The organism is Entomomonas asaccharolytica (assembly GCF_016653615.1).
GTDB lineage: Bacteria > Pseudomonadota > Gammaproteobacteria > Pseudomonadales > Pseudomonadaceae > Entomomonas > Entomomonas asaccharolytica.
Genome location: NZ_CP067393.1, coordinates 2,082,643 through 2,108,451 on the forward strand (window position 1 = coordinate 2,082,643; position 25,809 = coordinate 2,108,451).

The window sequence follows — 25,809 nt, forward strand, 5'->3', positions numbered from 1 at the left end:
ATAAATGGGGCTAAGGATAAATATGTATTCAATTATCACAGAAAACGATGACTCAAAATGGGACGATAAAACTGGGGAATATTATCATTTCCCTGAAAGATATTTACGTATACTTCAACCTGGCACACGAATTATTTATTATAAGGGTAAGATCAAAAAACCAGAGTATTTTGGCTGTGGTATTATTGGTAAAGTAACCCTAGCTCCTAAAGACCCAGAAGACAACACATCTAAATCCTCATCTTACTATGCAACTATTGACGACTATGTGAGTTTCAAGATAAAACCCATAGCAAAATTAGGTCATAATAAATACATAGAAAAAATCCCTGACAATAAGAAAAAGAACTATTGGCGTAATGCTGTAAGAAAAATTGATGATGAAACTTACTCTACAATACTAGCATTAGCTAATGTTAATATTTCTTTAGAATATGAAATTTCAGATGATCTAGTATCTTCTCAAGAAGGAAATAAAAAGAAAATTTATACAACCATATATGAGCGAGATCCCAAACTTAGAAAACAAGTAATTGCAAAAAAGGGAACGACATGTGTTTGTTGTGGTTTTAATTTCTCAAATTTTTATGGTGAAATAGGTAACGGGTATACACATGTACACCATATTAAACCTTTACATGTTTATGGTGGTGAATCTATACAAGTTACTATAGATGATTTAGAACCAGTTTGTGCTAACTGCCATGCAATGATCCATAGAAAAAAATCAAGTACTCTCAGTATTGAGCAACTTAGACAATTTATTCAAGAAAATAGAACCATTAATTAAACCGCTTAATATTATAAGGTGTAGGATCGGTAAAGGGTTTTTCTTCTGTTATTAGATCAGCAAGCAGTCGACCAGAGATCGGCCCTAGTGTTAAACCATGATGAGCATGGCCAAAGTTTGTCCATAACCCTGCTCTATTAGGTACTGCACCAATTACAGGACGCATATCTGGCATACAAGGTCGGTAACCTAACCAAGGGACTGTTTCAATGGCTTCGCCTAGTGGATAGATAGTTCTTGCTATTGCCTCTGCACGTTTTAGTTGAATATCATTGGCAGGTTTCTTAGGGTCGGCAAATTCTGCACCTGTGGTAAGGCGAATACCATTATTCATGGGGGCTAAAATAAAGCCTGCTAAATGGTCACAAATGGAGTGCTGTAATACTTGTTCAGGGGCTACTTGATAGTGTTTATGGTAGCCACGTTTTACGCCTAAAGGTGCATAAATGCCAAATTGTTTTAATAAGTTTGCTGAATCTGCGCCAAGGGCAATTACTGCATGAGTGGCAGTAATGGTTTGCTCTTCGGTTTGTACTGACCAACCATTGGCTGTTTGCTGTAAGGTATTGGCATCACCTTTTACTAAGCTACCGCCTAGTTTAACAAATAATTGTGCATAGCCTTTAGTAAGTAAACTTGGGTCGGTGACTGTTTTCGGGTCTAACCAATGAATACCACCTTTAACAGTATCTTTTAAGGTGGGCTCACGTTCCAGTAGTTGGTGTCGACCAAGCACATCATAGTTAAGTTGATAGAAATCCAGTTCAATAATATCTTGTAGCGCATGGTCAAACACTTCTTGATCTCTAAACACCTCTATCCATCCTTTAGGGCGAATAAGATGTTCTAAACCTGCTTGCGCCACCCATTTATCGTGTTCAGTTACACAACGTTGAATTAATGGCCACATATCAGCCGCCGCTTGAGCAAGTCGACTAGGTGCGGAATACCACCAATATTTTGCTAACCAAGGAGCTATTTTAGGTAAGTAGGAGAAATCGTAACGAACATCACTTTGGTTGTTAAAGGCATAACGAATAAGTTTACTCAGTTCACGGGGAAAAGCATAAGGTATAACACTACTTCGCTCAATAAGCCCTGCATTGCCAAAACTAGTGCCTTCACCTGGCTCTAGCTTATCAATTAAACAAACATTTCTGCCCCGTGCTTGTAGTTGTAAAGCACTGCTAACACCAATAATACCTGCGCCTAGAACAATACAATCATAGTTCATTGTGATTACTATCCTACTATTTGAGGATAGCGATTATACACCTAGCTCAGTGGCTATAGCTATTAGCCAATAATCGATTTCATTATAGGTACAGTGGACCAATCAATATTATCTAATAAATTTTTAATGATTAATCCTAGTTCTGTATCGCCTTCAATTTGCAATTTTCTATTAAAAAATAGGGTATCGGGATCTTCTTTTCTTAATATCATTTTCGTAAAATCAATCATGGTGGCGGTAAAGCGCAAATCAGGTTCAGTTGTATAATGACTGACTAAAAATTTATGTTCATTGGCTGTAAAATTAATCACTAAACCTAAATCATCAATCACGATTTCAAATTGTTTACCTGCTAGTAATGACATATCAGCCTGTAATATATTTTTTTTCAATAATTGATTAAGGGAAAACACTAAACTGTATTGTGAAGGCTTACGCGGTAGCAGACGGGTTACTTTTTTGACAAAAGGTGGGAAGGTAATATCAGTTAGTTGCATAACTAAGCTCCTGTACAGGAATTATGCCTGCTTGACCTTGCCAGTAGCCATCCACTAAACCATGTTCAGTAAATTCAGACAATTGTTTTACCGCATCATCAACATTTAGCAAGTTATTAATAACACCATAATGTAATTGAATAATCTCTATCATATATTGATGTTGTGGTGAGAGTCGTAATGTTTTAATACCTAAGTTAGCCATTTCTTGATGATGACCTAATAATACTTGGCAATCGGCAGACATGGTTTGAATACCATTCATGGTAAGGAATGATTGCCCTTCTCTGGTTTTTACGGTTAACGCATTAGGGTGTTGTTGACATTTAAACTCACAACTGTCTTTCTTTAAATTATAGTAACGGGCAGTAAAACAACGGGAGGAGAAAGCTAAAGGTAGTTTACCCCAACCAAATATTTCACAATCAATCGCTGGCTTGGTGTTTAAAATAGTGGTTAAACGTGCTGCTGACATTTCCACAGGAGGTACCCAACGAACAGCTCCTAGCTTTTGGAAAAAATCTAATGTTTCTTCATTATAGATATTAAGGGTTTGCCCTGCTACAAAAGTTAATCCATTATCACGGGCTAGCTTAACAGCAGCCATATCATTAGCTTCAATTTTAAAAACATCTTGTTCAACATATTTACGTAATCTTTTTAAATCTGACTCACTTTCTAATAAAACCTGTGATGAAAAAATAACTTTCTTGCCTGCACACGCCAAATCTGTAGCTAAATCAAACCAGTCAGCAAAACGCATTTCTTGACGTCGTGAACAGACAGTCTCACCTAGATAAATAGTATCTATAGGTTGTTCTGCGATTTGCTGATAAAACTCCAATAGTTGTTGTTTAGGCCAGAAAAATAATACAGGCCCTAACGAAAGTGTTAGTTTGGATTGCATACTTTGCCTCGCTATTTCCATGGACGACTATAAGCGCCTAAGGTGGCTTGTTGCCCTTCCAATACGTTAGCTAAAGTTTGTTGCCAACTACTGTCAACGACAAAATTTTGTGGTTCTTTGGCTGCCATATCTATGGCTTTTCTTAATATTTTAGTGACTTGAGCAGTATAAGCAGGACTCCGCTGTCTTCCCTCTACTTTAATAGCCGCTACACCTATATCGATTAACTCAGGTAAGATCTCGATAACATTTAAACTGGTAGGTTCTTCTAATGCATAATACGTGTCATCCTGCACACAAAATCTACCTTTGCATAGTGTAGGATAACCTGCAGGCTCATTGGCTTGATATTGATCAATAAGCACATTATTTAAACGGGCAGTCATGGTTTGCTTATCATCTTTTTCCCATCGTACAAACTTAGCGGGTGAACACACGCCATGGGTATTGGGTGACTCACCTGTCACATAACTAGACAATAAACAACGCCCCTCTACCATCACACATAAACTACCAAAACCAAATACTTCTACTTCCACCGTGGTATGTTCTATAACCTTAGCTACTTGTGCTACGGTGAGCACTCTTGGTAATACCACCCGTTGAATATTAAATAAATCGCGCGCTAAATTTATTGCCTCATAATTGGTGGCAGAACCTTGTACAGAAAGATGTAATCTTAAATTGGGATGGCTGTTATGGGCATAATTTAATAATCCCATATCCGCTAAAATAACAGCATTAACACCTAATTCAGCAGCCTGATCGATAGCCTGATGCCATTTAGCAACTTCGCCTGCTTGTGCATAAGTATTAATCGCCATTAACACTTTGCGCCCTCGTTGATGGGCGTATGCTATTCCCTCTTGAGCAGATTTGATATCAAAATTTAACCCTGCAAAATTGCGTGCATTTGTGGCATCCTTCAGCCCCATATAAACAGTATCTGCACCGTTATCAATAGCAACTTTTAGGGCAGGTAAATTACCAGCTGGGCAAACCAGTTCAGGCTTTGTAACGTTCATTAGTTTACCATTTGTTTATTAGATTATTGAGATACACCTCATGATTTTCAATAAGGTAAAAGATTTTTTATTACAAAAACACCCTGATTATATAAAGCAGCTTAGACGTTAAACAATAAGCCAAAATAATTAGTTAATATGATTTGACTTTATTTATTTTATTAAATTTTAGTAGTGTTTTGAGTGATTAGTTTCCTAGCTAACTTTTAGTAATCATACTCTGCAAGTTTTTTTAGGGTAACTGTTTTATATAATCAAAAAGACTAAGTTGAATCTGTTAGAATTATTAAATCTAATACGAATGTATTATATATTGGTTATTATGATAAGCTCTTATTTCTCTTTAAAAAATAGGTGACCATAATGAGTTTTCAATTTACTGTTGTAGAACTACCTGAAATTCAAGTAGCAGGTATAACCGTAGATACCGACATGGAAAAAGCCATGATTGACTGCCCTGCTTTATGGCACACTTTTGCTCCTCGAATTTGTAGTGAGTTAGCCGACTGTGTAGAAATTTCCAAAACAGGCGACAGTTATGGCATATCAAAAATGATTGATGAAAATCGCTTTACCTACTGGGCCGCTGTGCAAATTACCCAAATTAATACCCTACCAGCAGATTTTAAAACCATGACTATTCCAGCAGGGCTTTATGTAAAAGCTCAAGTACCTAATTTAGACATGTTAGGTGAAGCACTTACTGCCATGTATATGCAATGGCCACAAAGTCAAACAGAATATCAACTAGATATGCAAGGCGTTTCTCTGGAACGTTATGAACATAACTGGCAACCTAACGACCCACTAGAAATTTTTGCCGCTGTTATTAAACAATCTTAATTACAATAGATGGATAGCTATTTTAGTTATCCATCTATTAGCTGTAACTTAACCTTTTTCTACTGACTATCTTTTTCTCACTTATTAGCCATTTAGCCTAATACTAAAGAGCTTGTTTTCATTATTTTGTGATGTTACATTAACAAGGCTCTATCTAAATCAATAGAGTGTGGGCTTGGTCGCTCACTGAACAATATACACCGCCATAGATACAAGTGGTTTCGCTTGCTTGTATCCGTTTTTATGGCGGGCTATGAGTGGGACACCTTCGGGTGTGCCGTCTTGTATATTGTACGGTCGACCAACCTGCTTATAGTCCGCCCCCAATAGTTATGCTGTTATTAGGGGTTAATTCTGTTTAAAAAGGATTTAGACCATGTACAGCAAAATCAAACAAATACTTTGCTATTTAGCTTTAGTAAATGCCACTAATTATTGGGTATGCACTGTTAATACTGCATACACTACCTTGCGAGGATAATTAGATGGCGATTTATACTATTCAATTTCAAATACAATCTAACGCACCCATTGAACAACTAGGTTATCAGTTAGAAGTTAATAAAACAGTTAATGATATACCTCGCTATGCCCTCCATCAAACACCTATCACACCTTTAGAGGCAGATTATAAAACACAACTTCATCGATCATTAGAACTTGTCCCTACTCAAGATCAACATTTTATTTTGTAGGTTATGTTATTTCAAAAAGTGAATGGCGAATATAAAGCACTGTATGACAAACCAAAAACAAAACTTTACTGATTAGATAATCCACCAACATTATCAGATGATAAAGCAGAGAATATTTGCTTTTTTATTACTCACTCGACAATAGATGATTTTACTGAAACTGTAGAGCATAACAATAATTTAGCAAAAGTATGCTCTCTTAAAATCAGTAAGCGGCCAAGACCTTTTGAAGACCAACTATATAAAGAAGGAACAGCAGATGACCCCTTTAGTAAAGAAAAAATTGAGCAACAATTACAAAATAGATTAATTAGCTTTGATTACCCAAATCAAGAAAGTACCTCACTTTGTGGCGCTGCTGCTTTTTTCTATTGCTTATTAAAAGATCAATCTGATATTTATAAGCAGGTAGTACAGGATCTATGGCACTATGGTAATGTACAAATAGGTAATTTAACCATTAAGCTAAGTGATGATTGTAGATATCCTGAAGGAATACATCGATTAGGTATATCAGGACTATACTGGATAACATTAGCTAGTTTAAGAGATACATCCAACCTAGTAATGGATATAAAAGTAAGAAATAGAAACACACCTACTGGCTTTTTTTTCGAGGGATTAGCTGGCATCACTACGGTATCAACAGCTAAATCTTGGTTTGAAAAGGTAGGCGCTAAATGTGTACTTGATAATGCTATGCTTATAACTCCTCGCGGCTGGCTCCATGCCAACTTAAAAGATGTTTGTGATTTAAACCTATATGCAGGAAAATCTAGCTATCATGTTATTGTATTAATTGGTTCTGGTATGTTTGGTGCTAAATCTAATGGAGCATTTATTAAACCATTAAAAGACCATTGGGTAGTATGGGAAAGTAAACTACTTTATTAGATGGTGAGGAAATAACCGAAGCAACCCCACTAACCGAAAAAGTAAAATTAAAAGCGTTTTCTTGGGGAAGATTACAAGAGAACTATATTCGACCAGAGCTGACATTAGGTGATGTATTAGAACATATATTTGGAGGTTTCATTGTTACTAAAATACTTTAAAATCCTTTTATTAGGATTATTTTTACTATGTCCTGGCTGTATCCAGATTTTTCCTTGTGAGTCTAAATTTAGTATAGAGGAATTACCAAATGCAACCTTTAATCAACCATATTTATAACAAATAGAAATATCTGGTGGTGCAATGGCTAGTGAAAATAGTATAAATTGGGAAATAACTCCTGAAAACTCTGGGATTAATATAAAAAGAACTATTGATAAAGGCTCTGTTTTATATGGAGGGGTAGAAATATCAGGTGTGCCAAATTATCAGAGAAATATAAAAATCCATCTTTATGGATATGGTTCACCCCCACCACTCTGTACTTTTGATAGGGTACTTACACTTAAAGTAAATGCCCTTATTAAGCAAGATATTAAGGATTAAACTTGAATAAATTAAGCTGATTGGCAAAGAAGTATTTTTTATCAGCAAAAATTTCTATATAATAAGAACTTATTAAGCATATTTACTTGATTTATAAGTTTTATTTTTCGTTATTTTATAGTCAGGCATTATTGCCTTATCGTGTAAAAGCTTAATGTGACACCCATTATTGAGTTTTAAACTCACTTTTTTAATCACCTTGGTTAATATCATTTCTTACTATACTTTTGTAGTAAGGTTATAGAAGCTTTATAGACAGCTTTGTCATAATTTATTATTCCCGCACAGATTGATTTCTGTATTAGAACTATAAAGAGATACCTATGAATAACAATTCAACAAAAAAGTCATCTTATAATCCTTATGTTTTTTTTGGTTCAATTATTTTTTTAGTTTTATTGGTGTTTTACACCGCTGTTTTTAAAAACCAAGCGCAATCAGTTTTAAACTCGACCAAAATTTGGATTAATACTAACTTTAGTTGGTTCTATGTATTAGTTGTTGCGATTATTTTAGTGACAACGGTTTTTATTTTTCTTAGTCGTGTAGGCGATATCAAATTAGGCCCAGATCATAGTAAACCTGAGTTTAGTACGCTCTCTTGGCTAAGTATGTTGTTTGCGGCGGGTATGGGGATTGGTTTAATGTTTTGGGGAGTTGCTGAACCCGTTATGCATTATTTAACTCCACCTGATGCTGATCCAGGTTCAATAAAGGCTGCCCGTGAGGCGATGGTAATTACCTTTTTCCATTGGGGGCTAAATGGTTGGGCGATTTATGTAATAGTGGCTACTATCTTAGGTTATTTTTCGTTTCGGCATGGTTTACCTTTAACTTTACGTTCTGCGTTATATCCGTTAATTGGTGAGCGTATTTATGGCCCTATTGGTAATGCAGTAGATACTTTTGCTGTGATTGGTACAGTATTAGGGGTTGCTACTACATTGGGGATGGGGGTTAAACAGATTAACGCTGGTTTGCATCATTTATATGGTGTGCCTATTAGTTTTACTGTGCAGTTTATTTTTATTGTAGTTATTATGTTTTTTGCTTCTTTATCGGTATTTAGTGGCTTAAGTAAAGGCGTTAAAAGGCTTTCTGAGGCCAATATGATTTTAGCCGTTTTAATGTTGCTATTTGTTTTAATCTTAGGGCCTACGTTATTTATTATGACGACCTTTATGCAAAATATTGGTGATTATTTATCGGAGATTGTCAGTAAATCCTTTAATTTATATGCGTATAAAACCTCTGATTGGATAGGTAACTGGACGATATTCTATTGGGCTTGGTGGTTAGCATGGTCGCCTTTTGTGGGGGCTTTTATCGCGCGCATTTCACGTGGTCGTACTGTTCGCCAATTGGTGATGGGGGCTTTATTTGCGCCTACTTTGCTAACGGTGTTATGGATGACGGTGTTTGGTGATACGGCTTTGCATTTAATTGTTTATCAAGGGGTAGATTCACTTGCTGAGGTTGTGCGCAATGATTATTCAATGGCGTTATTTGCTTTCTTAGAGCATTTCCCCTTATCTTCAGTTACAAGTTTAATTGCGGTTATTATGGTAATTGTATTCTTTGTAACCTCAGCAGATAGTGCTGCCATTATTGTGGATATGTTTTGTTCTGATGGTAAAACCGATACCCCTGTATGGCAGAGTTTGTTCTGGGCAGGGATGATGGCTGCGGTAACTATCGCTCTGATGTATGCAGATGGTATAAGTGCTTTACAAGCAGCCATTATTATTGGCGCATTGCCCTTTTCTATCGCTTTATTAGCCGCTATTTGGGGTTTGATTCGCGGCTTGCATTTGGATGCAACCCGTCGCGATATTCGTCGCCAATCATTAAATATTTCTCGACCTGCACCACGTTCTACAGGAGGCTGGCAACGTAGATTGCGTAATTTAACGATGTTTACGCGTCGCTCCCATGTGGTACGTTTTATTGAGGAGGTTGTTAAACCTGCCTGTGAGGAAGTAGCAGAAGAATTAAATAAACAGGGCTCTACTGCTATTGTGGTGGTAAATGAAGCTAAGAATACGATACGCTTAGAATTAGCCTACAATGATAAAGTTTATTTTGCTTATGAGGTAAGACCGAGGCATTACCCATTACCAGAAATAATTACTCGTATTGCAGATGATGATGAGGGTGACTCCCTAGAGAATCGTAATTATTTTAGGGCTGATGTTCATCTATTAGAAGGTGGTCAGGATTATGACATTATGGGTTGGAGTAAAGAGGATGTAATTGGTGATATTATCGATCAATATGAAACCCATTTACATTTCTTACATATAGTACGCGCCAATGCTTAGGCTATAACTATTTAGTAAAAAATACGCTAAGCGAGCTGTTTGTTAAAAGACTGAGGGCTAAATGTAGGCTCAGTCTTTTTTATTATTACTTAAAACTACTTCCTGCTTATAGTTAAATACAATAGGTAAGATTTATATAGCTGCCCTGTTAATACGGCAATGATAATTACATAAGTTACAAATAAAGCTAAACTAAAAACCACCTTATTTTCTATGGAATCCTTGTGTGTATACTGTTGAAGGTTTTACATAAATAATAGATAAATTTATTTCATTTAAAATAACGTTTAATGAATAAGCCCATTAACCATGACAGAACTCCCCCTGTAAACAAACCAAAAACACAATATTTAATAAAGTCTACATTGAGTGAATAGCGGTGAAAATTACTGAACAGAAATCCACCAAAAGGGCGTTTATCAAAAACATGTACCTCTGTAATAATTAATAACACTAATAAGAGAAAGCTAGTTATGATTACAGTTGCCAATGTTATTTGGCTTTTGTCATAGTCTTCCACTAAAGATACTATAGCCCAAGTTATACAAAAAATAGGTATAACTGTAAATCCACAAAAAAATGCACTCAATTAATCATACCTTTTAATTATTTAGTTATTTATTAATTTAGCAGTCTTATCTTAATTTATCTTTAATTGTAAATCAGGCGATGTGCAAGGTTAATCAATAGTGTGCATGGATAAAAATAGATTAGCGAATAAATAATTTATATACCAGTTGTAGCCATTTGTTTGGCTTTTTAAAACGATAAGGTGGATAGATAAGTTTTGCAGTATTTAATTTGCCTTTAGTAAATACACTTTTGGCTTTGCTAAAGGTTAAAAAACCTTCGTAACCATGATATTGCCCCATACCTGATTGACCAACACCACCAAAAGGCAAATTGGATTGGGCAACTTGTAGTAAGGTGTCGTTAATTGCTACCCCGCCTGATTGGGTATGTTGTAATACATATTGTTGTTGTTCTTTATTAAAACCAAAGTAATACAGTGCTAACGGTTTGGGCTGGTGGTTAATATACTGTACAGCATCCGCTATATCGTTATAGGTCATTATTGGCAGTAAAGGGCCAAAAATCTCCTGTTGCATAACTTGCATACTGCTATTGACGTTTAATAGTAAGTAATGGGGTAGTAAGCGGTCGCTTAGTTTTTCATCTTGGTCTTTTTCGGGTAGCAGCTTTATTAGCTGTGCCCCTTTTATTTCAGCATCGGTTAACATTTCTTGTAAACGATTGTACTGTTTATGATTAATAATGGTGGTTGCATCGGGATTATTGATTAGACTGGGATAAAAGCGCTTGATCACTTGTTGATAGGTGGTGACAAACTCATCTACACGGTGTGGCGAAATCAGTATATAGTCTGGTGCGACGCAAGTTTGCCCTGCATTAATTGCTTTACCAAAAGCAATCCGTTCTGCTGCCAGTTGCATAGGAATATCATCGGCAATAATAACGGGTGATTTACCGCCTAGTTCTAAGGTAACAGGGGTTAGGTTTGCTGCAGCCGCTTGCATAACAGAGACCGCTGTTTTACTCGAACCTGTAAACAGTAGATGATTAAAAGGCAGTTGGCAGAACTTTTGCGAAACCTCTTGGCCACCCTCCACTACAGCTACAAGATCTTCTGTATAAATTTCCGCCAGCATTTGTTTGACAAGAGCTGATGTGTTGGGCGTATATTCGCTGAGTTTTATCATTACCCGATTACCTGCAGCCAATGCACCCACCAGTGGCCCTATGGTTAGGTACAGTGGGTAGTTCCAAGGCACTACCACACCTACCACACCTAGCGGTTGATAATAAACTTGGGCGGTGGCTGGTTGGTAGGCCATGCTGACTGGTTCATAACGCGGTTTTAACCAGCTTTTCAGTGATTTATGGGCATATTTGATGCATTGAAGGCTAGGTAGAATTTCAGCCAGTAGCGTTTCATCTTGGCTGCGATGACCAAAATCAGCTGAAATTGCTTGTGCTAGCTGTTCTTTATAGTTGATTAGTTGTTGCTGTAACAGGGTGAGCCAATTTTGTCGTTGCTCCAAAGATGGCATAGGATTTGCCATAAAAGCTTGCTGTTGTAGTTCTAGCAGGGTTTCGGAGAGGTCTTTCTGAATATGATCTACTACCAGCGTATGAGGCATAATGATGACTCCACTCGTCACTGAGTCATTAATACAGTTAATAATTTCCGTTTATTATATAGTGAATGATAAGGGTTGGTTATACAACTAACAGATAACAGGGATAGGGTTTATGCTGACTAGCTCACGCTAGCCAGCAGGGATAATTATAACGTTAAATTACGGGTAGAAGCCTTAATAAATTCTTTCTTTAGGTCTTCATAGGTATGCACGGCTGGATACTGCGGAAATTCTTTAATCACATTATCTGGTGCATGGAATAGAATACCTGCATGGGCTTCTTCTAACATGGCTGTATCGTTGTAAGAGTCGCCTGTGGCAATGCAGCGATAGTAGAGGCTTTTGAAAGCAATTACTGATTGACGTTTTGGGTCTCTTTGACGAATTTGATAATCCACGACACGGTCTTGGTCATCTATCACAAGGTTGTGACATAATAAGGTAGGTGAACCCAATTGACGTACCAACGGACGGGCAAACTGGTAGAAGGTGTCAGATAAGATGACTACTTGGAAACGCTCACGTAACCAGTCTACAAATTCAATCGCCCCGTCTAATGGCTTTAAGGTTGCAATCACTTCTTGAATATCTTTTAGTTTTAAACCATTTTCATCTAAGATGCGTAACCGCTGCTTCATTAGTACATCATAGTCAGGGATATCACGGGTGGTTGCCTTTAGCTCGTCGATTCCAGTTTTTTCAGCAAACGCAATCCAAATTTCAGGAATCAATACACCTTCAAGGTCTAAGCAAGCGATTTCCACAGTTTTTTCCTCAATAAAAATTAATAATAGTTACCACATTAAATCATCAGGAACAGCGAAATCCTTGTAAGGATCATCATCATTTCCTTGATCGGTTGACTCATTTAGCACGATAATGCGTTGAGCGTTGCGCTGTTGGATTTTAAGCGCTGTTTCACGGGGAATAATTTCATAATATCCTTCGTGACTAACAATGGCTAGACTGCCCTTGACTAATTTGTCACGAATCAGGTCGTTTACCGCCATTCGTTTGACCTTTTTATGATCTACAAAGTTGTAGTAATCTTCGGTATCTAAACGAGGTAGACGATCCTTAATAATCAGTTGTTTAATTTCAGCAGCAATCGCTTTACGGCGCTTTTTCTCTTCTTGCTGCTGATTTAGCTCTTGATCCTTGGCTTGCTTTTCAGCTTGCGCTTGTTTTAGCGCTTCTTCTTGGGAAGTATCTTTCGCTAACTGCCCCTTCTGTTGCAGTCTGGTTTCTTTTTGCTTTTGCTTAGATGCCTGTTTTACTTGCTTTTCATTAACTAAACCAGCTTTTAGTAACTGGTCACGCAGTGACATACTCATAATTATAGCACTTAGAAAGGGGTTAATATTATAAAAGCTTATTTTACTGTAACCAATAAAAAAACAAAATGTTAATTTTGTACTTCATCCCTTAAAAAAACCAGTTTATTGGCTGTTGAATGTTGTTCTGAGTAGTAATAGCCTTCTGTATCGAACAGTTTTAGCTGTTCAACTTCTGTAAGTTGGTTTTTGATTACATAACGTGCCATCATGCCCCGAGCCTTTTTAGCATAGAAGCTTATGATTTTATATTGGCCATTTTTTAGGTCTTTAAAATCAATATCTATGATTTTCGCGTCTAATTGTTTGGTTTTCACTGATTTAAAATATTCGTTCGATGCTAAATTAACTAAGATACCATCGCCTTGCGCTATAATTGCTTTATTTAACCAGTCAGTGATTTGTTCGCCCCAGAACTCATATAAGTCTTTGCCTTTGCTGTTGGCGAGTTTAGTACCCATTTCTAAACGGTAAGGCTGCATTAGGTCTAACGGACGCAATACGCCATAAAGCCCTGATAATATACGCAGGTGTTGTTGTGCAAATTTATAGTCTTTCGCAGAAAAGTCTTCTGCCGCCAGCCCTGTATAAACATCCCCTTTAAAAGCTAAGATGGCTTGGCGCGCATTTTCTGTGGTGAATTTAGTTGACCATTCTGTAAACCTTGCTACATTAAGTGCCGCTAGTTTATCTGAAATACTCATTAAACTGGCTACTTCTTGTACAGATAGCTTTTTCAGTTGTTTGATAAGTTGCTCTGCTTGCTTCGTATGTTCTGGCTCTGTGTATTCTTTTAATTTAACTGGACTGGTATAGTCTAAGGTTTTTGCAGGGGAAATCACCATTAACATAAGCAAATAGCTCCGATTTTTTTAAATAACTGGGTTATATCTTACCAATAAACTAGGGTATGCAGCAAAATAAGCCTAATGAAATTTGTTTATTTGATTAATAGATTTTTTAACTATATCTTAAGGTTAAGGATAGTATTATATTGAGATTGGCTGATTTGCCCTATTTTTCATATAGGCCAGAAGCTCATCCACCTTATTTGAGCACAACAAAGGCGCAATTTGTACGATCTCCTCACGGGGCAACTCCCACCAAGGATGGGCTAATAACGCCTGGCAAGTGGCTTCAGCAAAACGATAGCGAATGACTTTTGCAGGATTGCCAGCCACAATGGCGTAAGGTGGCACATCTTTAGTGACTACGGCTCTTGCCGCCACTACTGCACCATGTCCTATAGTGACACCTGAAAGTATAAAGCATTCACTGGCTAACCAAACATCATTACCAATATTTACATCGCCTTTAGTCTCAGGGTGAATGGGAATATCTGGCAACCTCATATAAAAAGGAAAAGTGGTAACAGCATTTGTATTATGATTACCGCCCAGCAATATTTTTACCCCGCCAGCAATCGAACAAAACGAACCAATCTTTAACTTCGCATGTTTATTATTATGCTCAACTTGCGGTATGCCATAGCTACCATAACCATATTCATAATGTGGGTAGCGACGTTTGAATTTTAATGCATCCCTTTCTAATGGCGGTGTTTGTCTTAGTTGCCTTTTAAAACGCATACGTTGGCATTTTTCTTTTAGCAATCGGATAACATTCATTACAAGTATTCCCAGATTATTGGTTAAGATCAATAGTTAAACTGGCACGAGGGTGTTTCTTATAAGTTATGCAGTACAAGACATTTTTTAAACTTGTTAGATCTTTTATTCTACCTTTTAGTAAACGCGGTAATAAGAAAAATAACATAGAAAAGCGAGATTTATTTTTATAATTTAACCGATATAAAATTGCATAGTATAAAAACTCGATACTTCTACGGTAACTAGCCTGCTTATTTTCTTGCACATAGGTAGATAGAGAATGCTCGATACGACCAAAACAACCACAGCTTAGTGTGTGTTGCTTAGCTATTTGATGAATATTATAGAAAAAAGCAGTATCTACCCCATAAAAAGCAAAACTCTCATCAAAAACTGTTAGCTTATGCTGTTTAAATAGATCAACTAGCCGCTTACTAATTGCCATGGCAGAAGTAACAGAGGTAATCGTTCTAGCATCAACTTGTTGCTGTTCTAAAATCGGCTGCTTTGTCTTGGTGTTAAAAGGAAATTTAACCAAATTATCTTGCCCTTCTGCATACACAATAGGCAAAATCAAATCTAAGTCTCTATGCTGAGCAATGGTATTAAAAAAATCTTTAGTTAATTGGGTATCTTGGTCTAGGGGAATAAAAAAATCTGCATCCTGTTGCTGTAGTATAAAATTGTATATTTTGCTTAATGATAAATTTCTTATATCTTGGTAAGTGTTTACTGCAATACCCTTATCTGACGCTTGAGTAAGATAATTTGCTAGTTGTGTATTATCTAATAAATGAGGGCCATTATTCCAAATGATAAGTTTGAGATCTATTTGAGTTAAGTCTGCCTGCAGAATACTTTGTAAAGTTTCACTTTGTTGGCAGCTAGAATTATATAAGACGACTAAAATAGATAATTGCATGTGTAAAAGACTTGGATACCTATTAAAATATTAGTGTAACACTATAAAAGTGCTTTAATCATTATTTTTGATTACAGTAAAAATATAAACTATTCATTCTGTTTTGAAAACATTGCATTAGAGCACATAACTTTAATATCATTGATAAACTACATTTATAGGCTTTTGTTCAAACTATAAGAATTAATAACTCAAACAACCTTTTTATTTAATAAACTTATATAGATTAAATACTACGATTCATTTCTGATTTTTAATAACGTTTCATTCAGTAATGTAGAACTGGTACTTTTTGTATAAGGGAAGTAAACCACTCTAACACCTACTTCTTTAAATTTTTCTTCCATATTTTGCCAACTTTCAGAGTTGAACCAGTCATCGCCCACAAATAAGATATCAAATTTAATCTTTTTCCACATTTCAAATTTGTCGATGTTTTCCTGAGGAATGGCTGCATCTACAAACTTGATATTTCTAACAATTTCTATACGTTCTTCAAAAGGAATAACAGCCTTTTTATTTTTATAAGAAACTAATTCATCCACAGTTACACCAACTATTAATTTATCACATAGCCCTTTTGCATTTTTTAATAAGTTTAAATGCCCAATATGAAATAAATCGTATACCCCAGATGTATATCCTACTTGCATGTTAGTTCTCGCTTAATAATTCTTTAATATTGAAATCAAACCATGTATCAAATGCTTGCTCTTTCTTTACACCAAAAATATCATCAAGCATAACAGGAAAACCAACTTTCTTTCTATCAATAATTTCGTGTGGAATAATATCTTTAAAGATTCTTTTTAAGGGAGCTTTAACAATGCCGTCTTGCATTCGATAGTCGAAGGGAACTCCTGCCATTCTCTCAACCAACCTATAATCAACAAATGGCTCACGTGCCTCAACTGAGCACATCATGGTTGAGTTATCTAATCTACGCAATAATCCATGTAAGTGTGCTACCTGAAAGAATGCTGCCACTATATCAATTGGCTTACCATAATGATAAAAAGGTGCTATTGCACTCTCTACAATTTCTAAATCTTCTTCTGAGCCATAGGAATATAGTTTTGAAAATGCTTGTAAATCAAATTTATCAATAGAATTGGCCCATCTAAAAATTCTATCATATCCAAAAAATAACTCGTCGGCACCTTCACCACACAATACCACTGTGTTTTGTTTTTTTACTTCCCTGGTCATTTGGTAGAGTAATACTTCATTAGGCACTGATAATGGTTCTTTTCTAACCCTAATAAGTTTCTTAGCATCTTCTATAAACATCTCTTTAGTAACTATAACCTCATGATGTTCAGAACCTATTTTATCTGCTGCTAAACGTCCCCACTCAAATTCATTATACTCTTTAAAACCTACAGTCCATGTATGTAATTCATGCGTTAGAGCAGCTACAATCGTACTGTCCAGCCCGCCAGATAGGTAACTACCTAGTGGTACATCTGCAATTTTTCTATATTGGACTGATGATTCTATTAGCCACTTTAACTCTTCATCAGTAGGAGGTAATTGAAAACCAGTAGGAAACTCCCAATATTTAGCTATTTGATTACTTTGCTGATAACAGCCTGCAGGAAACATTTTTATGTTTTTATAAATAGTTTGACCATTAAAAAATGTACGTAGCTTTTTATATTGCCTTAATCCTATTTCATTAATTTGTACTTGGTTATCCAGTAAATCTACAATGGCGTTAATTTCAGAGGAAAAAATATAACCTTTATCAGTCTGATAAAAATACAAAGGCTTAACACCTAGCCTATCCCTAGCTACAAAAAAGTCTCTTGTTACTGTATCAAAAATAATATAGGCGAATATACCATTAAATTCTTTAATTGCTTCTTTGAAACCAATTTTTATACTTAACTCAAGTACAAGCTCAGTATCACAATGGGTTTCTAAAGTAATCCCATATTTATTAGCTAGTTCTTGGTAATTATAAACTTCACCATTATAAATGATGACATATCTCTTATCTCTACTAAAAAATGGTTGATTACTTCTCTCTTGTAGGTCAAGAATGCTAAGCCTATTATGTCCAAACTTATAGTTATCAATTTCTTTATAACAACAAGGGGCATCAGGCCCTCTGTGTATCATTTTCTCTAGAGCTTTGATAAATCTATTTTTATCTATACTGTTTAAATTTGTAAATAAGAGTCCGCACATTTATTCAAAATCTCAAATAAGTTTTTGTTTTAAGAAATCAATAATTGTTTGAGTAGCATTAGGATAGTTATGCTTAATATGTGTATACGCAAAATCTAAACGTTGTTGCTTCATCAGATCTTTCTTAGCAATTACAACATTATCTATAAAATTAATTAATTGATTTTCATTATAAGCATGATAAGTATGTTTTAGCATTTCCTTTCCAAAAGCCAAAAACTCTTTGTCTATAGCTGAATCATCTCTTAATAAATAGCATTGAGGATTATCTGTATAGAAATATTCTGCTAAAAATGAACCACAATCATGAATTAATGCAGAAGAGTTGACAAAGATATCAAAATAATCACCTTCTGTACTATAAATAATATTTTTATTTGCTAATAGCTTACTCAAATAATTACTTACTTTCTCCTTTCCCCAGAAATTATCTTGGCCTAATGTAATAAACAGAAGAGGATGAGGTCTAAAAATAAAATCAATCAAGGGGTACTTTTTAGGTAGTTCTAAAAAAAAATCTGCATATAATAAAAAATTAGATAATTTCAAACCTTCTATTTCTGAACCAACAGTATGATGAGGAGCTATAATAATCTTTATCTTTTTCTCCTCACACTTTTCTATTTTATATATAGGATCCATTTTACAGTATCCAACCACCTGCGAATTAATTGCTTTATTAGGCATTATTTCCTGCATTATATTTTGGACTTGATTATTTTCTACAAATATCATCCAAAAATTATTTACTGACTCCAAATTGAAAAGCGCATGTTCATGTTTAGTTCTTCCCTGATAAGCATAATTCACAAAGAAAGATAATATTTGCTTATCTTTAAAATAGCGACTAGTGAAAAACTCATGTGTAATATTATCATAAGGATTTGCTGTGCATACCAAATGAAACTTATTGGCCACATCAAGATATTCTTCTTTTTCTTCATTATAACCTTTTAGTACTGTTATATCTTGATATTTATCCTTATACGTTTCGTATGCTTTATTTAGGTGTTTCAACATATTTTCCTGACCTTGTGTCATATCTGGAATAATAATAAGAACAGGAGTAAATAAGTCATCGTTAATCATCTTTTCTAACAGGGGTTTTGCTGGAAAAACTGCATCATATATTACGCAAAATAAGACTCTTATTTTTTCATTTTTTGCTACCTGCTTTAAACTAATTAACCCTTTTGCATATCTTTTATTTTGCTTTATATAATCAATATATTTTAATTTCTTTTTAAGGGTCTCTCTAGCACTTTTTCTCCAAAATTTATTTGGTATATAAAAAGTTAATAGTTTTGGTAGATTTATTTTTGAATACATCTGATTAGCCCAATTTCAGGTAAATAATAAAACACAACACAAATTTTTTACAAAATCAACCTTAAATCAAAAAAAACATATATTTAAATAATATCAATAACATAGTATATTTTTATATATTGGAACATGCCTTTTCGTGACCAAAAAATCACTTTTCAAGATTAAATATAATTGGTATCAACTATTTATTTAGTAACCATATTAGTTGTGCAAAAATTTGACAAAATATCTGCAGAAACTAATGGCGCTTATAAGTACTTAAAAAACTATTCTTGATAAAATAGGATCTGCTGATGGTGTTGCTAAATTAATTTATATAGTAAGAACGGTTGTATTAGACATTAGAATTATTTTTTAATTGAAGAAAATAGAAATACAACTATCTTCCCAAAACTAATACTGTATAATTATTAGGTTAAAATTTATATCACCACATAGTATCATAAAAAATTTAATGTATTCAGTTTGCAAAGTGATCCAAAATGATAAACTTTCTTGATTTAAAAAAAATAAATCAGCAATACCAAAAAGAATTAGTAGATGCTTGCTCTCGTGTAATTGACTCAGGTTGGTATCTCTTAGGTAAAGAACTAAACGCTTTTGAGCAGAAATTTGCAACATATTGTGGAACAAAATATGCTATAGGTGTAGCAAACGGTTTAGATGCATTAATTTTAACATTAAGAGCTTGGAAAGAATTAGGTATATTAAAAGATGATGACGAAATTATTGTTCCTGCTAATACCTATATTGCTTCTATTCTAGCGATAACAGAAAATAATTTCACTCCTATTTTGGTGGAACCAAATATATTCACTTATAATTTAGATATAGAAAATGTCAAATTAGCTATCACCCATAAAACAAAAGCAATATTGGCCGTACATCTTTATGGCCAACTCGCACCCATGCAAGAAATATGTAATTTTGCTCAACAACATAATCTACTTGTTTTAGAAGATAGTGCTCAAGCTCATGGTGCTCATATTAATGGCCGTAAGGCAGGAAATTGGGGAGATGCTTCTGCCTTTAGTTTTTATCCTGGTAAAAATTTAGGTGCGTTAGGTGATGCAGGAGCAGTAACCACTAATAATGAAGAGTTGGCTAATACAATAACTGCTCTAAGAAATTATGGTTCTATTGAGAAGTATAAAAATACTTATCAAGGAACAAATAGTAGATTGGATGAAATACAAGCGGCTATCTTAACTGTTAAACTACAATATCTAGATAAAGATATTCAGTCTAGACGAGATATTGCTCAAAAATATATAACACAAATCAACAATCCGAATATTATTTTACCGAAAATAGCTGACCCTACATCTCACGTTTGGCATTTGTTTGTTATTCGCTGTAGCAATCGAGAAGCTCTAAAAAACTATTTGTTTCAAAATGATATAGAAACTCTCATTCACTATCCAATTCCTCCACACAAACAAATATGTTATAAACAATGGAATAATCTATCATTACCTATAACAGAACAAATTCATCAGGAAGTGTTATCTTTACCAATTAGTCCCATATTAACAGTTCAAGAATCCCAAAAAATCATAGAGAAAGTCAATGAGTTCGAATCATAACAATTTATTATCTATTTGTTGCCTTGGATATAATCATGCAAAATTTTTACAAGAAAATCTAAAATCTATTTCTAACATAGATTATAAAAATATTGAGGTCATTGTTGTAGATGATGGCTCACAAGATAATAGTATTGAAATACTTAATCAATTAAAAAAAAGTTTGCCATACAAATTGGAAATTATTGATCAAAAAAACACTGGAAATATAGGGAAAAACTTTAATAATGCTTTAAAAGTTGCATCAGGTGAATTTATCACCTTTATTGCCTTAGATGATGTATTTAACTCAAAAGTTGTTCTATTAGAAGTTAACGAAATGATTGCTAATCCTAAGCTAGCCTTTATTGCGTCCTCAAAAGCGATATATATTGATGATCAAGGAATGATAGAAGATGATCGTCTAGAACTTTCACTTCATATCGAAAATAATCCCTCAATAAGAGATCTATTAGAACTAGAATATTCTAAATTTGGGTCATTTTATATACAAGGATCTATTTTTAGAAAAAACATTATTGATACAATTGGTGGCTTTGATGAGGATATGACAGGTGATGATATAGTATTAAGAACTAAAGTTTTTAACTTCATGCTCAATAATACTGATCTAGACTTCAAAATTATTAAAGAAAATAATGTATTTTATAGAATGCATAGTAATAATATTCACAAAAATTCTGCTAGACAAATAAAAATAGTTACTGAATACTTGGAAAGATATTGGCCAGATAGACCTAATCCTCCTATATTAATTGATTGGATGAAATATGCTATTAGTAAATGCAAATTTGAAGAATATCTGCCAGTCTTTGCTTTCAATAAAAGAGCTGCCTCCTTATTAAATGATGAAGAGATTCAAGATAAAATTAGGACTTCAATTATAAAAAGCAGAGAAATTTTTTTTCAAAAAGTCATTTTTAATAAGCAAAAAATAGACTCTACTAAGAGCCAAGTAACACTATTTGGTTTTATTAAGTTTTCATATTCGAGAAAAAAAAATAAAAAACCAAATAATAAAAAAATACACTATTCTCAATATAATTAATTTTAGATTATTGCAATAAAACTAGAAGGAATAGTAATTTACTACTAGTATAATAGAGTTTTTATCAGTAAAGCTTTATAAAGCTAAAAGAAACTATCCAATAAATCATTCAATATATTAAAAATAGTTCTTCTTTATTAGTATATTTATTAAACTATACAGTTGCTACTATGATATATTGAAGTTTATTATTATAGATCAACATTGTAGTTTAAACTATTTATTTTCTATGAAATTTTGAAGTAAACTAGATAAAATTAATTAAAACTGTCTATTAGTTTGTAGACAGATAAGTTTAAGATCAATGGATAATGAAAAATATTTTTTGTAGTATCATTGTACCTATGTTCAATGAAGCAAACAATTTAGAGAGTTGTTTAAACGCATTGAAAAACCAAATATATAAAAATTTTGAAGTAATTTTTATTGATGATGGTTCTACAGACAATACTGTAGAAAAATTAACCAAACTACTAAAAAATCAAATTAATTTTTCTTATAAGATATTACAACAGTCAAACAAAGGTGCGGCCGCTGCTAGGGAAAAAGGAATTGTAATAGCAAAGGGAGAGTATATTTGTCTATTAGATTGTGATGATGAATTATCCAGTGATGCATTAGATAAAGCTATAATGTCTATATGCCAATATAATGCTGATATTTCAATGTTTCAACTATACAATCAAGATTCTGCAGGAACTTATCATAAATTTAATTTTTTTGATCAAGGTAGACTACTGTACAATGGATTTGAATGTTTAATTAACTCTTTGGGAGAATGGAAAGTTCATGGCTTAGTGGTATGTAAAAAAAAGATTTTTATCAAAAGTTATCAACTTTATAAGAAATATAACAAAGAAGATATAAATTTTTTAAATAATGATGAGGTCATTACTAGATTAAACTTTTTTAATGCAAAAGTTGTTGTTCGGAATGAAGGTATTTATTATTATAAATTTAACAATAACTCTACATCAAAAAGAATCAATCCAAATAGACACCTACTGCTACATAATTGTATTATTATGCATGATCTCTTTAAGGAAATTGACAGTAGTATCCATTCCAATATAGATCGAGAATTATTTAAAAATCTATCTGATATTATTAAGTATTATTTAAAAAACAAAAAGGAAATCTACAATAAACAAGAGTGGAAAAAAACTATAAAACTAGCTACAACTGAAGTTTTTAAACAAGGGATTTTTTGGAAATTAACCATTAAAACTAAACTTAAATTCTTTCGACGGCTATTCAAAACTTTATATAATAAGTAGTATATATAATTTATTTTATTTAAGTGTTTATATAACTTAGATTTCAACTAATTAGCAGCAGATCTCATTAGTTTTGCAGGATTACCAGTAACTATTGTATTGGCTTCGACATTTTTTGTTACTACACTACCAGCACCCACAATGGCGTTTTCTCCGATAATAATACCAGGTAAAATGGTGGAATTCGCTCCAATAGAAGCTCCTTTTTTAATCAATATACCTGCTAATTGCCAATTATTATTTCTAGATTTTGGATATTTATCATTACACAAGGTAACATTAGGACCAACAAATACATCATCCTCTATAACAATGCCATCCCAAACTTGTACACCACATTTTATTGTAACATTACTACCTATCTTTACATGGTTTTCGATAAAAACATGAGAGCAAATATTACAATTTTCTCCAATAACTGCGTTCATTAAAATAACACAGAACTGCCAAATTTTGGTATTTTCACCAATATTAGAACTTTGAACATCTGATAATGGATGGATAAAAACTGTCATTTTCTTACTTCACTTAAAAAATGTTGATAATCTTTAATGTAATCAGTTTCATCATATTTATGGCTAGCCAGTACCATTACTACACAATTAGAACTAAAGTTAGTAAATTCACGCCATATATCGTTAGCAATATATAGTCCCTTATTAGGTTTATCTAGCCTTATCGTTTCTCTTCTTTGGCCGTCATCTAATATAAAATCACAAGCACCTGATGTACAAATAATAATCTGTTCTAGATTTTTATGGGCATGTTTTCCTCTTATTGCATTTTTATCTGTTTCAAAAACATAATAAACACGCTCAATAGCAAAAGGAATATCCTTATTAGCCTCTAACGCTATCAAAGATCCCCTGTCATCCCCTTTTATATCAAAATCAATGATTTTATAGTTCACAAATACCCCTTAAAAAGCTTCATAATTGTCTTAAATGAATTATATAACATCTTAAGGGAACTATGATATTTTTAAATAACTCTCCAGACTTTTACACGACATGGAGCTGTTTGTAATGAGGTAGTAATTCCATGTGGATTACCTGAATTAGCTGATGCAATAATAATACCCCCTCCAGCAGTTTGAGTAACAATTTTGTCATCACCATAAGGCCAACAGCCAACTCCATATGCTGTACCACTTGCGGCAATATTAACATGCCCAGCTGCACCCCAAACTCCATTAACTAACAATTCTGCAAGACAAATAATGGGATAACCTTTAAAAGGATTATCCATAACATAACGTTTATTAACCATTATATTTGCTGGATTATCCTCTGTTCCATCATTAGGATAAATAATAGTAAACTTTTTAGCCTGTTGATAACTTTCCAATACGCTTAAACGGGCTGCTAGGTTAGCATTTTCAGTAATTATCTGTTGTAAATCCGCTTCAGCTGTATTAATGACATAGCCAAACAACTTTATAATCCAACAGCCTGAAACATTAATAGGACGTGTTTCACCTGCTGTTCTTACTACTCGACTTGCATCTATTTTAATAGAACTAGAAGTGCCTCCTGCATTAGCACTTATACCTCCATTAGTACTCGCTTCAAAGTATAAGGCTCCCTCTGCATCTTTTTCATAATCTTTTCTAAATAAAATACTTGATAATGAACCTGTTATATTCTGTAAAGCATCTTGTTGAATCATTCCATTACCGACTACTCCATTATCTCCTCTAAGAAACAACGCCCCTAAGCTATCAGCATATTTACCATTATAGTCAGGTACTCTGAACTTTCCTTGGCTTGAATTAGCTACATAACTGCCTCTTTTTAGAGGGTCCATTTGCCATTCTAGCTCTTGAACAGTGGGCACTTTTGCTTGTTGTATTGCAGCAGCCGCATCTGGAAAAACAGCTTGGGAAAGCTCTTGTCCATCTGCTACCACATAGCCTGCTGGAATATTTGCTCGGGATGGCCACCAAAATACTGAAAATAGTGGAACGCCATTGCCTTCAAAATTATCAAAGCGATTAGTTAATGTATTAAGTGCGTTACCAATAGTTCTGGTTGGATAATTTAATGTTTTGTTGTAACCGATTAATCCACTGCCTTTATTCTCACTACTGGCGTCAACTAATCTTTGTGCTAACTCTGCTGCTGAACCTGTTGCTGTAGTAGTTAAAATGGGTTGTCCTGTGGAGTCAAAGGATAGGGTTTTATTGGCGCGTTCATCCGCTAGTGGTAGTGCTGATACACCCTCTGCATCTGTAACTCGTAAGGCTTTGCTTGTATCTTGGGCAAAGCCTTGCATAGCTAAGTAAATTCGGTCAAAATCTTGGTTGACTGTTTTTGCTAATAAATCACCATTTTCTTGATAATCTGTCTCTCTAATTAGAGTAATAGAGCGTTGTAATAATAAAAGGCCTTGTGGAGCCTCTTCAAAAATAATTTCGCTGATAGGGTTACCTAATCCTGTTACTGTATAGCCAGAGGTAACAAGCTGATTATTAACATAAACATACAGATCACTGCGAGCTAATAATAAAAAGGGAATAGCAAATTTATTAACCATTCCGTCGGCTTGATATTCTTTGTAGTTAAGGGATGTTGTTACTGTCATAATTTTATCTCTA

Annotated in this window: 25 protein-coding genes; 9 read left to right on the top strand and 16 right to left on the bottom strand. The window is 34.1% G+C overall.

Annotated features, from left to right (window positions below):
* Positions 1-22 precede the first annotated feature (22 nt).
* Positions 23-790 (top strand): HNH endonuclease, encoded by a 768-nt coding sequence (locus JHT90_RS09660; protein ID WP_201090571.1) that lies wholly within the window; start codon positions 23-25, stop codon positions 788-790.
* Here JHT90_RS09660 and JHT90_RS09665 read toward each other — a convergent pair.
* The 4 genes from JHT90_RS09665 to ubiU form a co-directional block, all read right to left on the bottom strand.
* Entirely contained in the window at positions 783-2,024 is a 1,242-nt protein-coding gene (locus JHT90_RS09665; protein ID WP_201090572.1) for an NAD(P)/FAD-dependent oxidoreductase, read from the bottom strand. The two genes, JHT90_RS09660 and JHT90_RS09665, sit on opposite strands and share 8 nt — an antisense overlap.
* Before the next feature lie 62 nt (positions 2,025-2,086).
* Positions 2,087-2,521 (bottom strand): ubiquinone anaerobic biosynthesis accessory factor UbiT, encoded by a 435-nt coding sequence (gene ubiT / locus JHT90_RS09670; protein WP_201090573.1) that lies wholly within the window; start codon positions 2,519-2,521, stop codon positions 2,087-2,089.
* Entirely contained in the window at positions 2,508-3,428 is a 921-nt protein-coding gene (locus tag JHT90_RS09675) for a U32 family peptidase (protein WP_201090574.1), read from the bottom strand. Before JHT90_RS09675 ends, ubiT begins: the two co-directional genes overlap by 14 nt.
* A gap of 11 nt (positions 3,429-3,439) precedes the next feature.
* On the bottom strand, positions 3,440-4,453 hold the full coding sequence (gene ubiU, locus JHT90_RS09680) for a ubiquinone anaerobic biosynthesis protein UbiU (RefSeq protein WP_201090575.1): 1,014 nt from the start codon (positions 4,451-4,453) through the stop codon (positions 3,440-3,442).
* A gap of 363 nt (positions 4,454-4,816) precedes the next feature.
* Here ubiU and JHT90_RS09685 point away from each other — a divergent pair, with 363 nt between their 5' ends.
* From JHT90_RS09685 to JHT90_RS09705, 5 genes are all read left to right on the top strand, one after another.
* The gene (locus JHT90_RS09685; protein WP_201090576.1) at positions 4,817-5,296 is read left to right on the top strand and encodes a GyrI-like domain-containing protein; all 480 of its coding nucleotides are present in this window, start codon (positions 4,817-4,819) and stop codon (positions 5,294-5,296) included.
* A 485-nt stretch (positions 5,297-5,781) separates the two neighbouring features.
* On the top strand, positions 5,782-5,991 hold the full coding sequence (locus tag JHT90_RS09690; RefSeq protein ID WP_201090577.1) for a hypothetical protein: 210 nt from the start codon (positions 5,782-5,784) through the stop codon (positions 5,989-5,991).
* A gap of 567 nt (positions 5,992-6,558) precedes the next feature.
* Positions 6,559-6,885: a hypothetical protein gene (locus tag JHT90_RS09695; protein WP_201090578.1), complete on the top strand. Its 327-nt coding sequence runs from the start codon at positions 6,559-6,561 to the stop codon at positions 6,883-6,885.
* A gap of 303 nt (positions 6,886-7,188) precedes the next feature.
* Positions 7,189-7,431, top strand: coding sequence for a hypothetical protein (locus JHT90_RS09700; RefSeq protein WP_201090579.1), 243 nt, complete (start codon positions 7,189-7,191; stop codon positions 7,429-7,431).
* 323 nt (positions 7,432-7,754) lie between these two features.
* On the top strand, positions 7,755-9,752 hold the full coding sequence (locus tag JHT90_RS09705) for a BCCT family transporter (protein ID WP_201090580.1): 1,998 nt from the start codon (positions 7,755-7,757) through the stop codon (positions 9,750-9,752).
* A 710-nt stretch (positions 9,753-10,462) separates the two neighbouring features.
* On the opposite strand, the gene JHT90_RS09710 is transcribed toward JHT90_RS09705, so the two are convergent.
* The 9 genes from JHT90_RS09710 to JHT90_RS09750 form a co-directional block, all read right to left on the bottom strand.
* Complete coding sequence (locus JHT90_RS09710) at positions 10,463-11,914, bottom strand: coniferyl aldehyde dehydrogenase (protein ID WP_201090581.1); 1,452 nt, start codon at positions 11,912-11,914, stop codon at positions 10,463-10,465.
* Positions 11,915-12,060: 146 nt separating this feature from the next.
* Positions 12,061-12,678: a bifunctional phosphoserine phosphatase/homoserine phosphotransferase ThrH gene (thrH, locus tag JHT90_RS09715; protein WP_201090582.1), complete on the bottom strand. Its 618-nt coding sequence runs from the start codon at positions 12,676-12,678 to the stop codon at positions 12,061-12,063.
* A 30-nt stretch (positions 12,679-12,708) separates the two neighbouring features.
* The gene (locus JHT90_RS09720; protein WP_201090583.1) at positions 12,709-13,248 is read right to left on the bottom strand and encodes a DUF2058 domain-containing protein; all 540 of its coding nucleotides are present in this window, start codon (positions 13,246-13,248) and stop codon (positions 12,709-12,711) included.
* A gap of 71 nt (positions 13,249-13,319) precedes the next feature.
* Complete coding sequence (gene yaaA / locus JHT90_RS09725; RefSeq protein WP_201090584.1) at positions 13,320-14,099, bottom strand: peroxide stress protein YaaA; 780 nt, start codon at positions 14,097-14,099, stop codon at positions 13,320-13,322.
* A gap of 138 nt (positions 14,100-14,237) precedes the next feature.
* Positions 14,238-14,876, bottom strand: a complete 639-nt coding sequence (locus JHT90_RS09730; protein ID WP_201090585.1) for a CatB-related O-acetyltransferase — start codon at positions 14,874-14,876, stop codon at positions 14,238-14,240.
* A 16-nt stretch (positions 14,877-14,892) separates the two neighbouring features.
* Positions 14,893-15,780, bottom strand: coding sequence for a glycosyltransferase family 2 protein (locus tag JHT90_RS09735; protein ID WP_201090586.1), 888 nt, complete (start codon positions 15,778-15,780; stop codon positions 14,893-14,895).
* Positions 15,781-16,013: 233 nt separating this feature from the next.
* Positions 16,014-16,433 carry an adenylyltransferase/cytidyltransferase family protein gene (locus JHT90_RS09740; protein WP_201090587.1) on the bottom strand — a complete coding sequence of 140 codons (420 nt, stop codon included), beginning with the start codon at positions 16,431-16,433 and terminating at the stop codon, positions 16,014-16,016.
* Position 16,434: 1 nt separating this feature from the next.
* On the bottom strand, positions 16,435-17,904 hold the full coding sequence (gene asnB / locus JHT90_RS09745; RefSeq protein WP_201090588.1) for an asparagine synthase (glutamine-hydrolyzing): 1,470 nt from the start codon (positions 17,902-17,904) through the stop codon (positions 16,435-16,437).
* 81 nt (positions 17,905-17,985) lie between these two features.
* Positions 17,986-19,302, bottom strand: coding sequence for a hypothetical protein (locus tag JHT90_RS09750; protein WP_201090589.1), 1,317 nt, complete (start codon positions 19,300-19,302; stop codon positions 17,986-17,988).
* Between the two features lie 482 nt (positions 19,303-19,784).
* Between JHT90_RS09750 and JHT90_RS09755 the strand changes: the two genes are divergently transcribed.
* The 3 genes from JHT90_RS09755 to JHT90_RS09765 all read left to right on the top strand — a co-directional run bounded on the left by JHT90_RS09755 (position 19,785) and on the right by JHT90_RS09765 (position 23,213).
* Complete coding sequence (locus tag JHT90_RS09755) at positions 19,785-20,888, top strand: DegT/DnrJ/EryC1/StrS family aminotransferase (RefSeq protein WP_201090590.1); 1,104 nt, start codon at positions 19,785-19,787, stop codon at positions 20,886-20,888.
* Positions 20,872-21,936, top strand: coding sequence for a glycosyltransferase family 2 protein (locus JHT90_RS09760; protein ID WP_201090591.1), 1,065 nt, complete (start codon positions 20,872-20,874; stop codon positions 21,934-21,936). Before JHT90_RS09755 ends, JHT90_RS09760 begins: the two co-directional genes overlap by 17 nt.
* 311 nt (positions 21,937-22,247) lie before the next feature.
* A complete protein-coding gene (locus tag JHT90_RS09765; protein WP_201090592.1) occupies positions 22,248-23,213 on the top strand; it encodes a glycosyltransferase family 2 protein in 966 nt (321 codons plus the stop codon).
* 47 nt (positions 23,214-23,260) lie between these two features.
* Here the strand turns inward: JHT90_RS09765 and JHT90_RS15215 are convergent, their stop codons facing one another.
* From JHT90_RS15215 to JHT90_RS09775, 3 genes are all read right to left on the bottom strand, one after another.
* Positions 23,261-23,728 (bottom strand): acyltransferase, encoded by a 468-nt coding sequence (locus JHT90_RS15215; RefSeq protein WP_236253900.1) that lies wholly within the window; start codon positions 23,726-23,728, stop codon positions 23,261-23,263.
* Positions 23,725-24,123: a sugar 3,4-ketoisomerase gene (locus JHT90_RS15220; protein ID WP_236253902.1), complete on the bottom strand. Its 399-nt coding sequence runs from the start codon at positions 24,121-24,123 to the stop codon at positions 23,725-23,727. The genes JHT90_RS15215 and JHT90_RS15220 overlap by 4 nt, the downstream gene beginning before the upstream one ends.
* A 71-nt stretch (positions 24,124-24,194) precedes the next feature.
* Positions 24,195-25,796, bottom strand: coding sequence for a hypothetical protein (locus JHT90_RS09775; protein ID WP_201090593.1), 1,602 nt, complete (start codon positions 25,794-25,796; stop codon positions 24,195-24,197).
* Positions 25,797-25,809: the final 13 nt, after the last annotated feature.